Raw genomic sequence first — 14,703 nt, 5'->3', positions numbered from 1 at the left:
ATCATTTGAGTTGGAACATCACGGACTGGATGTACTGCTTGCCGGCCTGCGGCTTGCCGGCGTTGGCGGTGGACAGCGGGATGCGGACTTCCGATGGGCTGTCTCGCATGTCTTCTGCGGCAGCGTCGAGGCGAATTTCGTAGCCCGCGTCAATCAGCGCATCCGCAAGATCAGCGGTGACCTTGAGCGTGCGTCCCGCCCCCACACTGGCGCCGGTCACGCCGTTCAGGCGTTTGCTGTCCCCGCCAGAAAGGCGGTTCCAGTCAGACAGGTGCCGGTAGTACTTGGCCTTGCCGCCGGCCACCCACAGCGTGCGTACATAGGCACCTTTGGCATCGGTCAGGTACGCCGCCAGGTAGGCACCATCGCCGCCGTAGTTCTTGAGCTGGGCGGTCAGCGTGAGCGGACGGCTTTGCGCCACGGCGGGAAGGGCCAGCGCGCAGGCGGTGGCCAAAAGGGTCATAAGAGGTTTGAACATGGCGATGCTCCTGTGGGTAGGGGATTACTCAACCAGGCCGCGCGGCGCGGCTCCTGATGCAGGCGAAGTCGCTGGCACGGCGGCGCCATCCGGCTGCGGCGGTCGGTGGTGATTCGCAGCACCCGCGCCATCGCGGTCGCGGTCGCGGTCGCGTTCCCGGGCACGTTGGTGGTCGGCTTGCTTCATCTTCAACACCTTCAAGGTTTCCGGATCGATCTTGGCTTTGAACCTGCGGCCTTGAGCATCCGTGCCGAGAACTTCATAGCAGCCGTCATCAATCTTCAGCCGCTTGATCTGCCAGCCCTGTGCGGATGCCCACCGCGCCAAAGCTTCGCGGGACTGCCAGCGACTCACCGGCGCATCGCAATCATCGCTGGCCCACGTGGGCAGGACGGCCAGACCCAGCGATAGAACCAACAAGCCATGACGTAATGAGCTTAGGCATTTCATGGAAGGCTCCAATGAAGAGGGTTGGCACATGACAGTTCGTTCATCTGTATGCGGCCTCTGCTGTCCTGCTGCTTGGCATTGTTGCCGTGCGATTCTGAAGGAACGCTTAATGGCTGATGCACCATCTGTTCCGCACCCAATGATATGGTGATGTCCCAGGAGGTGGTGTAAGTTCTTGAGTGAAGCCATGGGTGCACCGGATGGGATCCCCCATCACACTTGGCTTCGGCCGTCATGGCTTACGACCGTCAGGAACGAGATGACTGCGTGCGCAGACCTTGCAGGAGCAGCGGCCACAGGATCGAGTCAGGGCGCAGCGCTCTGTCGCCTCACGGCCTGAATGTCAGCAGAACCCGCAGAACCGGTCAACCACACGGTACTTGGCCAGCCACCTCCATGATCGCGATGCGGTCAAGGTCGCGCACGGCACGCCCAGCCGACGCTCTGCTGAAGCTGCTGAGCAAATGCATTGTTGGCGCTGTACGCGGGGTGGCGAGTTCTCACAAGCCAGTGCCAGAGTGGATTGTCGAGAAGGGTCGGGCCCTTTTGTGCCTCGCGCGGTGAGCGCCAACTGAGAAATTCGGTGCGACCCAGTGCAGGTGGAGGCTCAGCCTTGCGTTGGCGATCTGCTTCCTCTGCTGCATATTCGGCTTCGAAGTTCTCGTCTTCCATGTTTGTGCTCCCTCTTCGATTCCATTGCACGACGGTTGCCCACCAAGGGGGCCAACCTTGTATCAAACGTGCGATTCGCCCAATTGCCTGATCAGGAAATCAATCGCACTGCGTAGCTTCGCGGTTGGGCGCCGATCCTGGGCGTAAACAAGGTTAACTGGTGTCGGCATGAACGACCAAGCAGGAAGCACCGGAGTCAGGCGACCCGCAGCGATCTCTTCTTCGAGCGCGTCTTGCGGTTGGAGCACGATGCCCGCACCATGCGCGGCGGCCCTCACCAACGCACTACCCTGGTTGGCGCTAAAGCGACCGCACACGTTGACGACACAGGTCTGATTACCAGGTCCGTGCAAATGCCATCGGTCATGATGCCGCCAATAGCCAATGCCCAAACATGCGTGATGCGCAAGGTCGCTTGGATGCTGAGGCGCGCCATGTGCCGACAGATAGGATGGCGCCGCAGCCAATATGCGACGATACGGGCGCAAGGGGCGAGCGACCAGCGTGGATTCGCGCAGGTCACCAATGACAATCGCCAGTTCGTGCCCTTTGATGACTTGCTCTTCTGGTCGATCATCCAATGTCAGATCAACGCTGACATTGGGGTGCATGCCAAGCCAGCCAGCAAGTTTCGGCGCGAGGGTGCGCCCACCGTATCCAACGGGTGCAACGATGCGTAGCCGGCCTCTTGGGGAATTCTGCAATTCAAGTGCAGTGGATTCCGCCAACTCGACACTGGCCAACGCAGCACGACACCGCTCAAGGTAGAGACGTCCGATTTCAGTCAACTGATGTCGGCGAGTCGTACGGTGCAACAGGCGGGCGCCGAGCCGCTCTTCAATGGATCGGATCTGTTTGGCAACCATGGTTGCCGATACGCCGCTTATTTCGGCCGCCCCTGCAAAGCTGCCGCATTCAACCACGCGAATGAAAGCCTCCATGGATGCGAGCTTGTCCACATTCAACACCTATAGGTTTGGAATGTCGTGAATCATGGCATCTTTATCGCGGCCATGCATTGCGGAACACTGGCTCCACGCGGGCATGTCGCCCTGCATGAAACCGGAGAAACCTATGCCCATCCTGCGATTGGAAATGCACCCAGGCCGTACGTCAGACCAGAAGCGTGAGTTCGTACAGGAGGTCACGCGCATCGCTGTTGAGATCCTTCGATGCCCGCCAGAAAGCGTTGATGTCCTTATCCAGGAGGTACCGAAGCATGCATGGGCCAAGGCGGGCAAGCTGTTAGCCGATGATTGATGCGGTGCCATAGCTGCGACCTTGCCTGTCCCCTTGGCCAGGCATCGGCGTCGTCCTTGCTCCAGGCAGCCCTCCACCTCCGCTAACCTGCGCAACACATCAAACAAATCCAAACCGCAGGGCCCGTTCCATGACCACATCACTCCCCCGCCGGCGCGTCCTCGCCCAATCGCTGGCGGCTGCAGGCCTGATGGCAGCGCCCGGGCTGCCGCCGTTGCTGGCTGCAGAGTCCTTGCTGGTCAGCAACGTCACCCAACTCTACAGCGTGCGCGTGGCCCGCATTGCTTCACCGCATACGGCCGCTGATGTGGCCAAGGCCTTGGCGGCCTGGCCCGGCAAGGTGGCCGTGGGCGGCGGGCGCTACAGCATGGGTGGGCAGGTGGCGATTGCCGATGGCCTGCACATCGACAACTGAGTGAGAACCGACATGTGGGCCAAGTACTGTTGAGCGTCGTTCATTCTTGAACTTGGCCGCCATGTGATTCATTCACTTAGCGGCGCTTTGCTCATTCATTTTGGAACCAGTTGTTCATTCATTCTTGAACTTTTCGGATTTCCCTAGCTTGCTGCCGAATTGACGTACGTCGCGGAAAATCGGGGCATTGACACATCAATACCCTGGGCGTAGCGTGAACCTGTCTCAGTCCACAGGAATGCTCGTGTCGTCCATTTGGACTCACATTCAGCTAGCGGCCAAAGAGGCCACCCAGCTGTATTTCGCACCACTGACCGGAGCTATACGCGGCATTCGGCAAGAGTACCGAAGACTTGATTGCGAGCATCGCATTGCCCGCACAAACGCACTCGGAGATCGTACGCACCGAGAAGGGAATGCTCCACCAAAATCGGCGAAATGACCGCTGACGACCCGTTGCGGTCCTTCGGCCCATGGCGATGAGCGGCTCGTTCGCAGCGAAAGCGGTCGTCCATGTCACCCCATCTCACCTTGACTTTGGACACAGGCACCTGCTACCGCTATAGCAATAAATGGTGGCTTTCGTTCTATCGCAGAAGTTGCCAGTCGCTGTGAACTTTCACTCTGTAGCGCTGTCAACTTCGGCGCCAATACGCTCTGCACGTTCGCACCCGTTTTCATAGCTCTTCGCGAATTCCTCGTCAAGGAAGCACTTCGACTTTTTCGCTTGATGTACCTGGCTGCGTGAGCATGCCATTGTCAGTCAGTTGTTTTTGCCGCTTTGGAGGCAGCTGAGAGCTGCAATTCGTTGTTGCTCAGTCGAACAGGACTCGGATCACGAACCAACTTCATTTGCTGCGCGTGCCGATCACACCAGGTGGCGAGGGACGCCAAGTGCCTCGCCCGCTTCAATCAGCCTGGCGGTCCAGGCCGCGTAGAAGCTTCTGCCCGCTAGCGTGAACCTTGGTTCGAACGAATCAGCCATCGCAGATCGCCTCGTCAAGGGCGCCGGATGGGTGCTGGACGTGAGGTCGCCGCTGCGGCCTGCAAGTCGCATTGCCAGATTGATGACCTCCATACCAATCAAGGGCGCGTGATCGATCTGCTGGCCGAACTCCATCCGCCCGCGCACCGTGAGCTCCAGGGGCATCAAGCGGAGATACGCATCCGCTGCGAAGGCGTCAGCCTGAAGTTCTTCCGCGTGCATGTACGCGCGCACCTCGCCCTTCGGGTCTTGTCCCTGACTATCATCACCGGCCAGCGCAGCCCGAGCGACCACGGCACTGGGGAGGTGCCCAAGCCGAAAGTGGCCCAGCTCATGCAAATAGGCCCAGGTGAAGAATCCGTGAGCCAGGCCCACTGCGAACGTCGTGATGTCCTGGTCGAGCGTTGACAGCGAGATTACCGCTCTACCGGGCGGCCCTCGCTCCGGATCGTTGGTGCGCCACTCCTCGCATGCATGGCGCACAAACGTGAGCCCCGCGTCCTCATAACCGGAGGGACCATCAGCCCAGACCAAAATTCCGAGCGCGACCTTCATGATCAGCGACCAGAGCCCTTCTGCCATGACGATCAATGGCCTCGGGCCGGGGATGATCACGGGATTGCCTAGGGACAGTAGCGGTGCGATGGCCACAGATGGGTCGCGCCTCTTCCGCCCGATCTCCTTTCGCGCGAGGTCCCACAGCCACAGAAAGTTACGATCCTGTTCATCCATCGCCTTTCGTGCGCCACGACGCTCGGGAAGGGCGCCTTCGTGCCCCCGCTGCCTCCAGCCCTCGCAGAAAGCCACCAGGAAGTGATCGACCTCGCTCTCGGTATTTGGAGTGAACGCCTTCAGGTCAACGGCTCGGAGCCGACGCGCAGAGGCGGTGCCCACCGGTGTCCGAAACAACCGGTTCGCGTGCTTGGGACCTAGGTCATCCGAGATCATGCGCGGTGCTATCGCAACTCGACGCCATCGCCGATGGCCACGATCTCGAAGTGTTCGATCGCAATCAGGATGCGTTGAAGGACGACACACAGCCCTAGCGCCTCGCGGTTGCCTTCACCATAAGTTGTATCGAGATGGACATCCAGTGCCTTAATTCGCTCCATCGTTGGTGGGTGGCTCTCTTCATCTCCTGGCCTGATCGGGGTGGCATGGCCGAGCTGTGCCGAGACACGCAGAACGATTGCATGGACCATTAGGAATGCAAGGCCGCCCGCCGCGACAGGCTCGGCGAAGAACCCATGCTGATCGATGTTTAGCAGCACGTCCTGGGCGAACCGATCGGCGGCAAACTCATCCCGTTGCTCGCGGCAGATCACCGATGTTTCCGCCAGCGCGCACACCCGCGTCTGTGCATCTTCGACCTCGGTGTGCACCAGCACGACATGCCCGATCTCGTGCGCGAGAACAAACAACCGCATCGCGTAGGCTAGCGCAGTCGCATCATAGAGACCTTCGGGAGGTAGCACGTGGCCGGTGGCCTGGACGTGGACGTGCACCCCTGTACCGAGATACTGTGCGACGCCCGAGAGGACAAGCGCAGTAGCCACCTTGACCGGGGCGCTGTCGACAGCACCCAGGCGCCCATCCTCGTCGTAAGCGTAGTTGGCCGCTACGCTGACGTGATACAGCAACTTGATCAGTCCCGTGTTTATCAGGCACAGATTGCCCTGGGCCGTGGAGACGACACAGGCATTGAATCGGTGCGTGGGGTACTCGGCGAACAGGATGCCGGAAGGTAAATCAACACCATCCTGCTTGAGCGCCCGCGAGATCATTCCAAGGTAACGCCCAACCTTTCCCGTACCGTCGAAGAGCGGGAAAGACTGGGCCTGCAGAGAACTCAGGGCACTACGAATCGCGGGGCTCGAGTGCAATGAGGCGATCAGTTGCCCCCCGTGCGGGCCTAAGGCCGCGACATCTCCTTCCTGCCATGCCTGCAGCAAGGCCTGAACATCGAGTTGTGACTGCACAGCGCTCCTTTCCGGCTTCGCTTGCAGTCCTTCCAAACGGATCATTTCTTCAAGGACACCGCGTAGCGCGGCCTGCACGTCAACGATAGCGCCTGCCGAAGACTTGCCTGCCACGCATCACTCCACTTCGATCACGACTTCGCCCCATTTCCACGCATTGTCGAGAGGCAGATCGGCAAGCTGACTGGCGAGTGCCTCAATCTCGTGGCCCTGCAACGACTCCTTGAGTCCATGCTCCAAGGCTCGCGCTTGGAGAGTTGGGGCTGACGCCTGAATGAAGATGAAACGGTGCCGCCCCTCCGAAGGCAAGAACTGAATGTGGTCAGCAGGTGGTTGGGGCACCAACTCCCAGGCCTTCGTTACAGAGCCAGAATGGCGTGATCCAGGAATCACCTGGATCAAATGCTCTCCGTACGAACAGGCGCAAAACAGGCGAGCGCCCGGTTCAGTGAAGATCCGGAACTTAACTCCGCTCACCGCGTGATTGAGGCGAACGGGTCCACTCGGGACGGGCCTGTCATCTGCGTCCTGATCCGCCAACGCACGACGCATTTGCAGCGGGACGACGTAAGTAGTGATGACCAACTCACTGCTCCGTCCGGCGAGGAGTTCCGCTAGGTTCCCGGCACGCCGCGGTTGAAAGAGCGATGCGAACACATCCTTGTCCGCCGACCGCAACGCGTCCACGGCCTGCTGGGAAGAAATCCCCTGTCGACCCGACCTCTGAAGCAACTTGGCAAGCAGATCAACTTTGGCGGCCGGCATCGACTCTGGCGGCTTGCTGGGCTTAGAGGCGACTCCGTTGATGTACTCGCTCAGCGTATTTGGCGAGACGCACAGTTCGGTCGCCAGGGAATCCTGGTTTCTTCGAAGCTGCGCACACAAGACATCAAGCTTGTAGCGCAGGTGCGGCACGTGTAGGCGTGTGGATTGACGCGGCATGCTAAGTCTGTGGAGGCTAGCTCGGCGGCTTTCATGATAGCTGAGGGTGTTTGAACTAGCGCGGGATATGCGAAGAAGCCTCGCCTATAGGCTGTCCTATCGAGGCACTCCGCTGATGATCATTGAGTCACCTGGCCAGGCAATCCTCAACCACCCAATCTGAGATTACCCCATGCGACCCAATCCGATCGACAACCGCGACGCCCTGGCAAAGCTGCCACGGTTCACCCAACGCTTCTGGACCTGGCTCACCGGGCTGACACACAGCAAGGAGCCGCCTCGCAAGCCGATGGGTGTCACTCAGCACTTGCTCTGCTACCTGTTTGTGGTGGTACTTGCAAGCGCACTTAGTGTCTGGAGTTGCCAGACGTTGTTCAACGCCACTTCCGTTCTGGCTTAACTACAGGAGACTGAACATGGCCCTCATCGAAGTTAATCCGCCGGCAATCGCGACTCTCTTGACTGCCTTCGCGCTCATGGCCCACATTAAAACCAAGGGCAGCAGCGTTTTGATTCACCACGCATCCCACGGCAAAATCTATGGGATTCCGTGGCTCGACAATCTGCTGGGTGACCTGATAGGAATCGTTTCCCTGTCCATTCCACTCAAGCGATATCGGGAGATCCACCAAAAACACCACGCATTCTGGAAACTGGCTCAACTGTTTCATGATGAAGAGGCGACCGAGCTGTACGAGGAGGGGTTTCGGCCTGGGCGGAGTGTCATCGCCTTGCGGATGCTGGCCCTCCTAATCCCGCTGAATCCCTGGTGGCATGTTCGAACATCTTGGAGGCGGCTTCAGGCGAACTTCTTCTCAGGTCCACCGATACGCATGCTTGGGGCTTGGGCGTTCTGGGGTGGCTTGGCATCGATTGCAGGTGCTCTCACCCTGATGCCTGGCTTCCTTGGCGCGGTGCTCCTGCTTCTCGTCGGCGGCAACATTGGAGCATATGGCGAACTGGTGACCCGTCACTATTGGAACGTCAATCCTCAAGCTGGGGGGCGTGAGCGAGTTGTCGCGCTCTGCCAGTGGAGGCATGCATCACCCATCGTTCCTGAAAAGTGGACCTTCATTTCGACAAGCCTGTTCATCTTGAGCGTGTTTTCCAAAACACTGATCCGTCTGTGCTGGTGGGCAGGAGACCTGCCGCATCATCCGCAACACCATCTGGGGCAAGACTCTTCTAAGCGGGCAGCATGGCAGTACTGGGCAGACACAGCTCTGGCCTATAGCGAGCCGCTACGTCAGGACGAGACTCTGCACAGCCGTATGCGTGGCTCATGGTTGGAGGCGGTCGATGCTTGGCTCGTGGAGCTGTCAAAGCAGCCGGCGTTAGATGTGGCTTCGGCTCAGCGTCAGCCAAGATAAGTTGGGGCGCACGACCGAAAGGCGTGTGCCTTTTAGCTTGAGGCTCGCGGGCCGATCGCAACAAAGCCCGCCCAGAAGTAGGGGTGTGACCAGTCCAAGCTTGGATTGACATCGTCATGGGTGCCATCAGTCAGTGCACGGACGCGGCCGCGAATGCCCCCAGCATCGCCCATGTCGACCAAGGCTGCTTGGGCCGTTTGAAGAGCCAGCGCAGGGGACTTGCCTTGCGCTATGCCCTGATAGAAAGTTGCCATGAGCATGTGAGTGGCACTGCTATCGACTTCCCATAGGCTCAATACACACGTGCCTACACCGGCGGCAAGGAATGCCCGGGCGAATCCAGTTACATCATTGCGCATTCGGTCCGCCGCGCCGGTCGAGCAAGCGCCCAGCGTCACCAGCTCAGCATGCAGCTTCAACTGAGCCAACTCCCCGGCGCTTACCAGGTCGTCTGCCCCTACCAAGTTCAAAGTTGAGAGCCATGGCTGTTCAGGGTCAAAGTGGCCATGAGCAGCAATGTGTATCGGTGACCCAAGGCTGACGAGCTCTAAAAGCTCAGCCTTCTGCAGTCCGGACGAAATCACTGGTTCGCAGCCGAGAGTTGAGCCAACCTCTACAAGCTCGCGATGGATTGCATCTCCTGGAGAGTCCGGGCGCCCCACCACAACAGGCGCAGAGTGCTTTCTGCTTTGGCGATACGGGCGCCCGACAATAGAGGCGGCAGGTACGTAGCTGACCGCCCTAGACATACCAAATGGCTTGCCATCGTCAAATGGCAAAGCGTGAATCGGTAGTCGGAAGAGGTCTCCGTACGGGGCAATGACGACATCCCGGCCAACCGGTAGTGAGGCCGCATGAGGCTCTAACAAGAGCTTGCTAAGCCGAGTGCCGAAGCTTTCCGTACCCCGCAATTCTGTGCATGCTCGGAGGTACCCTGCCACGAGCTGAGCAACCTCTCGGCTCTCAAGCGACATACGATGGGACGATCTCAGACCGGTTGAATCCACAGACCAAGACAAGAAGATGTCTTCCACGAGCGAGAACGCGAGGATGGTTGTGTTATGTGGACACCGGCGCGCAGTCGACGCGATTTCTGCTTCCTCTAAAAATCGCTGCTGTCGGGCAACGGCGGCTTCTCGCAAACCAGATTGGGCGGCCCACGAAGTACCGACGTTGACATGGCTGCCGCTAAAAATGCCGTCGGCATTATCAGAGTGCCTTGCAGGTTCCTGGGATAGACGGTATGTGCGAGAAGCATCTATGGCTGCCTGCACGTCCGGGACATGGCGCCCCTCTTTGCTTGCGGTTTCTGAAGCCTCAGGTCTTTCAGACTGGGCGAGAAGATGCTTGAGTGCGCGGCCGCGACCACACTCTCCGACTTGCCAGGCTTCGTTAACGCGTCCAAGCTCAATGAAAGCTGCTGCCGCTATCACGTAAGCGTCGGAAAGCCCGTGTTCGCCTGTGACCGCCAGCATTCGAGCATCGTCGGAGACCTGCGCTTCGATTTCTTCATAGAGCTGAATGAATGCTTGCGCAACTTCAAGCGCTTCCTTTGGGCGACGCAACCCTAGCTTCAACTTGGCTGTCTCTAGGCGCCCTTGCAGTCGAAGTTTCGGCAAGGTATCAAACCACTCCTTTCCCATCAGACCTTCGATTTTTTTCAGAACGTCTTCGGCGGCCTGAAATTTTCGAACAGTATTGAGCCCTTGCATGTTCTGAAAGAGAACCTGAGCGGCTTGGACGCGCAGTTCTGCTTGAGGGAGTTCCCCTCCTGAGGACTCCAAGAAGCTGCGGATTTCAGCCAGTATCCCCCTGGAAAGATTGAGCTTCGCCCACGCCTGAGTGGCTTCGAATGCAGTGTCAATATCGTTGCGCTCACGAGCAAACTGGGCCATGAAGAAGTGGCGGTCATCTTCCGGCAGCCGAGCGACGCGAGGCGCAGCTAACTTATAGATTGCATGAACACCATTCCTGTCACCCTCGCGAGCCTTCAGCAGTGCCTTAGCTAGAAGGCCCATCATCCCGAATATTTGCAACCGGTACCTGGCATGACGCAGCCAGGCCGCTCGGGCCCTTCTGGCCTCTGCGTGTTCGCTCGACCTTGGCAGCTTCGGCGCGGGTCTCTTGAGCAAGCGCCGCATGTCCGCGCATACGAGGTCAACACCGTCTGGGTTCAATTCAAGGGTGTAAGCCAGCGCACTTTCGTTCAGAGCAAAAGTCACTCGGTTAAAAACGGCGTCGTCTGGCTGCTCAGATTGCCAGTGCGCCCTCAAGAAGGTACTAGTTGCCAAGCGTACGCGAGAGGCACTGAGATGGCGGTATCCAATAGAGTCATCCACCGATGCCATGTCCATAAGGGCCTGGGCGGCCAAAATTTTCAGGCCAAACTGGGTAGCCACCTTGTGGGCAAGCGCAAATGAGGCGCTTGCCTCTGGGTAGCTAGAACGGCGAATGAGTGAGTATCGACCCCACCGCACTAGGATGAGGCAGCATGCCAAGGCGACGCTGTGGCTGCCAATGCGATGGATTGACGTGACGACTTGAGAAACATAGGCCTCGGCAGTAACAAGGTCGAGGGTCGAGACCTTGGCAAGGGCGGACATCGTCAGAGCTTGGGGCAACAGGTGAAGCATTCCATCTCTACGGCAAACTGCGACCGCTGAGTCGCAAGCTCCGAAAGCCTCGTCAGCAGCTCCCGTGAGCATGAATACGTAAGAACTCCTGAGTAACAACTCGACCAAAATCTCTCCGTGCCACTCGCCAGCTAATTCGCCTACCTTTGTAATAGCGGCAGTAACTTCGTCAATGCATGTGCCAGACGGAAGACCGAACTCTTGGGCTTCCAGAGTTGGTGCAAGCTCATTGGATTCCCGCTCGGAGGTTCGCAAGAGCAAATTCCAAAGGCTTAGGCGAGACCACCGGGAAGAACTTGCATCTGCTCGTATCAGGAACGACTTTGCAGCTACAACGATGTCTGACGGAGCAATCTTCTGCGCAAGCTCAAGCATCTCTTCCATGATGTGCGGTTGCCTTGCCGCTGCAGCCAACTTTCCTACCTCAAGTACCACCGGCAAGACATCTTCAAGCTCGCTGTCTTTGGAAAAGAGCTGGAGCGTCGAGAGTTGGTCAAGTAGCATTTGGTGAGTAAATTGTTCAGCTTCGGCGGACGCCTGAACTGACCAAATGGCAGAGACATACGCGTGCCTATCCTGGCAACGATATCTGACAAGCCTGGCAAAGTACCGCATGGTCCATGCGCGCTCGGCGGGCGGCCAATCTGACGAGGGAGGCGCCAAGCGCATCGAGTCTGTCCAGCCGGTTTTATCCAACCCAGCGTTAAGTTCACTTCTGAGAATACAAACTCCCATTGCACCGTGTTGCTGGGCGTATGCAAGCAACCCATTGAGGCACGCAGCTGCATATTGCGCGTGAGCGGTGGCTAGGCTGCGCATAGCGCGGCCTAGCCACGCTCTAGAGCGCTCAAAACGAGCGTTGTCGAAGTGGAAAAGTGCCAAGTCTAAATAGGCGGTTGAACGCTCGTGCGCACCACTTGTCCGAACCCGGAAGAGCAGGGCTGGTCGACTGGATGCGCTGGTCTCAGGATTAGTTCCCATCGTGCTGTCTCCATATTGAATTCTGACGTCATCCTCAAGAGGTGGTCGCGTTTGTTTGCACATTCAAAACTTGCGAAAGTTTGGGGCCCACCATCATTTTCAACGTCATCAAAGAGATGGCTAAGCGACTGGGGTAAACCAATGTGCAACCTGCATGACGAAGTCCCTAAGGAAGACCTGGAGCGGTTTGTGCGCAAGCACTTGCGTGAGCTATGGTTACCTGGGCTAGGCCCGTCCTATGCAGTCAAGCCTGTGGGCCCTTTTGGCACGGGCCTGTTTCTAAAGCTAGAGGGCAAGGTGCTACACGGAGTGGTTGGCCAGTGGGGCCTGATTCGCCCTGGCCAACTTGGTCGCGTCGACTACATCCAGCCCAAGGCTGTGCCAGGCAAGAAGCCACTAGCGCCTCGGCCTCGCTCAACGAACAATGCCCGCATCGAGGGCATAAAAAAGAAGCCGACGTTCTCAAAGGCGCTGCCTTATCCCGTGCCGGTGGTACCAAGAGCCGAACTGGGAGACAGGGAAGAACATCTGGTGGCAGCTCAAGCGCGCCGACGGTGAGCCATGGATGATTGCAGGCTTGTGGGACGAATGGACCGATCCAGACACAGGTCAGGTGGTACCCAGCTACACAATGATTACCCGCAATTGCGACGGACATCCACTACTTGCTCGCCTACACAAACCTGATCCAGCCTTGCCGCAAGATGCGCAGGACAAACGATCTCTGGTGCATGTCGATCCTGACGACTGGGATCAATGGCTTACCGGCTCAGAAGGAGACGCCAGGTCGTTGCTCAAGCTCCAACCCCCAGAGGTTTTCGACCAAGCTGACGCATTGCGAACCAACACCGTCCTTGCCCAGCGCAAGGGTAGCGACAAGCTCTTGTGATGACCTGGCCAGATCCACGCAAGCGCAAGGCAAGCCCTCTTGGTGGGGATTGTTAAACGTCGATCTGGTGCTCAGAATCAACACCATGAGCTCAGAAAGGCTGCATTGCGTTATCGGCAATCTGGTGGCTGCTTTCTTTATCTCCACAGCCTTGGGCCTGGTCGTCGCAGTGCCTGGGGCGGTATTCGATGTGCCGGCATTGCTGACCATGGCCAAGTGGCCAGTCGCCCCAGCCTATGTCGCCGTTTGTCTTTTGTGGCTCGGAGTCGGTTGCGCCGTGATGGTGGGCTACCTCTAGTTTCCACTGGTCGGGCTATACAGAGCCGCCAAGTTTATTTGGCAATGTTGGTGCTCTACGTCCACTCCATGAACCAACAGAAAATGCCCATCCAAGGCGGCCAATCGGGCTTGATTTGCACCCCTGCAGTTTCGTTTGGGCTTGGGGCGCATAACCTTGCTACCTCCACCAGGAACTAGAACACGACGCTCACCAGCTTCATCGAGTTGGGCCAGCAATCGGATGAACCTCGACGCGATGATCCACAGGGATGATCAGCACATGGTCGCTGTGCAGCGGGTGCTGCCGGTCAGCCCACTGGTGGAGAGAGTCAGCTTCCGGCCTCAAATCGGTCCGATCATCGCGATGAGCCGATGCGCTCAAAGCGCATGCCCCATGCTCAATTCAGCCGGTGCGCTGGATTCGTGCAGCCAGAGGCTTTTCCTCACTGACTTCAACCTGTTTCAAGAACGCCAGCTGATGCGCCAGCATCTGCGGAAACAGAGGGTCGAAGTAAGGATCGAAGTGGTTCGCATCGACCTCAATCACCTGCACATTGGGGTTCCCGACTCGACGCACCTTGTCAGAGACGAAGGGCGCAACCGTGTCGCCCGTCGCACCGATCATCAGCATGGGAATCTTGACATCCTTCAGCCGCAGCCAGGGCCGATAGAACGGCATGGTGTGGACCGATCTCGCGGCAACGCGATTGTCGTAGGCACGGTCCTTCCAGGCATCCAAGGCGATTTCCATGGCTTGCCAGGCTTCGTCGCGGTCCATGGTTCCGAACTCGCCTGGTTTCGCCAAAGTGGGGATGTAGATGGGCCTGCCCGGCTTGAGCAAGTCCAGCAGGCCGAGGGTCGCCATCTTCAACAAGCGCAGCGGTGGCGTCGCGAGGGTCGTGGCCAGGCCATCGAGCATGGGGACCTGGATGATCGCGCTCTTTATTTCGGGATGCTGGGAAGCCAGATCCACCACGTGGCCGCCACCAAAGGAGGTTCCCCATAATGTGATCCGATGTGCGGCCACCATGGGCTGGGCCTTGAGGTGGGCCAGCGCGGTGTCGGCCACGCGCGTGCGGCGCCAGGGGTTGATGCCTTGTCTCGGAAACCCGCCGCTCTCGCCCCAGCCTGGGTAGTCGAACTCCATCACGGCGAACCCGGCCTCGACGAAGCTGTGGGTGAAAGAGGAGGTCAGGGCGCGCTGGACGCTGCCCCAACCTCCGACCATCAAGATGGCAGGCAACGCTTGGTCAGGGCTGGCGTCTGCAGGCACGTAGAGGGTGGCGGCGCACAGCGCGCCTTCAGCTGTGAAAGTCGATTTGATTTCACGCAGGCGCACATGCGAAGTGTCGGGATAGCGGCGGTTCATC

The 14,703-nt window shown here is 58.6% G+C and carries 13 protein-coding genes; 4 read left to right on the top strand and 9 right to left on the bottom strand.

Translation table 11 applies throughout. The features are described 5' to 3' along the window. Position 1 precedes the first annotated feature (1 nt). The 4 genes from JY96_RS06390 to JY96_RS22775 form a co-directional block, all read right to left on the bottom strand. On the bottom strand, positions 2-478 hold the full coding sequence (locus JY96_RS06390; protein ID WP_035035930.1) for a DUF2271 domain-containing protein: 477 nt from the start codon (positions 476-478) through the stop codon (positions 2-4). Between the two features lie 24 nt (positions 479-502). Then, positions 503-928 (bottom strand): PepSY domain-containing protein, encoded by a 426-nt coding sequence (locus JY96_RS06385; protein ID WP_035035928.1) that lies wholly within the window; start codon positions 926-928, stop codon positions 503-505. Between the two features lie 411 nt (positions 929-1,339). Beyond that, positions 1,340-1,600 carry a hypothetical protein gene (locus tag JY96_RS23075; protein ID WP_152606380.1) on the bottom strand — a complete coding sequence of 87 codons (261 nt, stop codon included), beginning with the start codon at positions 1,598-1,600 and terminating at the stop codon, positions 1,340-1,342. Between the two features lie 62 nt (positions 1,601-1,662). Beyond that, a complete protein-coding gene (locus JY96_RS22775) occupies positions 1,663-2,559 on the bottom strand; it encodes a LysR family transcriptional regulator (RefSeq protein ID WP_081961590.1) in 897 nt (298 codons plus the stop codon). Positions 2,560-2,593: 34 nt separating this feature from the next. On the opposite strand from JY96_RS22775, the gene JY96_RS22770 reads away from it, so the two are divergent. Further along, positions 2,594-2,860, top strand: coding sequence for a 4-oxalocrotonate tautomerase (locus JY96_RS22770; RefSeq protein ID WP_369796128.1), 267 nt, complete (start codon positions 2,594-2,596; stop codon positions 2,858-2,860). Positions 2,861-2,990: 130 nt separating this feature from the next. Next, positions 2,991-3,275 (top strand): hypothetical protein, encoded by a 285-nt coding sequence (locus tag JY96_RS06375; RefSeq protein WP_035035924.1) that lies wholly within the window; start codon positions 2,991-2,993, stop codon positions 3,273-3,275. A gap of 868 nt (positions 3,276-4,143) precedes the next feature. Here the strand turns inward: JY96_RS06375 and JY96_RS06370 are convergent. From JY96_RS06370 to JY96_RS06360, 3 genes are read right to left on the bottom strand one after another with little or no spacing between them, the layout of a single operon-like run. Continuing rightward, a complete protein-coding gene (locus tag JY96_RS06370) occupies positions 4,144-5,208 on the bottom strand; it encodes a hypothetical protein (RefSeq protein WP_035035922.1) in 1,065 nt (354 codons plus the stop codon). Between the two features lie 8 nt (positions 5,209-5,216). Beyond that, positions 5,217-6,353 carry a hypothetical protein gene (locus tag JY96_RS06365; RefSeq protein WP_152606378.1) on the bottom strand — a complete coding sequence of 379 codons (1,137 nt, stop codon included), beginning with the start codon at positions 6,351-6,353 and terminating at the stop codon, positions 5,217-5,219. 3 nt (positions 6,354-6,356) lie between these two features. Further along, positions 6,357-7,181: a hypothetical protein gene (locus tag JY96_RS06360; protein WP_035035910.1), complete on the bottom strand. Its 825-nt coding sequence runs from the start codon at positions 7,179-7,181 to the stop codon at positions 6,357-6,359. A gap of 416 nt (positions 7,182-7,597) precedes the next feature. On the opposite strand from JY96_RS06360, the gene JY96_RS06350 reads away from it, so the two are divergent. Further along, complete coding sequence (locus JY96_RS06350; protein WP_035035905.1) at positions 7,598-8,551, top strand: fatty acid desaturase; 954 nt, start codon at positions 7,598-7,600, stop codon at positions 8,549-8,551. Between the two features lie 32 nt (positions 8,552-8,583). Here the strand turns inward: JY96_RS06350 and JY96_RS06345 are convergent, their stop codons facing one another. Beyond that, positions 8,584-12,165 carry a CHAT domain-containing protein gene (locus tag JY96_RS06345; RefSeq protein WP_161784250.1) on the bottom strand — a complete coding sequence of 1,194 codons (3,582 nt, stop codon included), beginning with the start codon at positions 12,163-12,165 and terminating at the stop codon, positions 8,584-8,586. A 478-nt stretch (positions 12,166-12,643) separates the two neighbouring features. Between JY96_RS06345 and JY96_RS23840 the strand changes: the two genes are divergently transcribed. Next, positions 12,644-13,054, top strand: a complete 411-nt coding sequence (locus JY96_RS23840) for an SOS response-associated peptidase family protein (RefSeq protein WP_235334034.1) — start codon at positions 12,644-12,646, stop codon at positions 13,052-13,054. Positions 13,055-13,736: 682 nt separating this feature from the next. On the opposite strand, the gene JY96_RS06330 is transcribed toward JY96_RS23840, so the two are convergent. Continuing rightward, positions 13,737-14,702, bottom strand: coding sequence for an alpha/beta hydrolase (locus tag JY96_RS06330; protein ID WP_052162208.1), 966 nt, complete (start codon positions 14,700-14,702; stop codon positions 13,737-13,739). Between the last annotated feature and the right edge of the window lies 1 nt (position 14,703).

The organism is Aquabacterium sp. NJ1 (assembly GCF_000768065.1).
Lineage (GTDB): Bacteria > Pseudomonadota > Gammaproteobacteria > Burkholderiales > Burkholderiaceae_C > Aquabacterium.
This window is presented reverse-complemented; position numbering and strand designations above follow the sequence as displayed.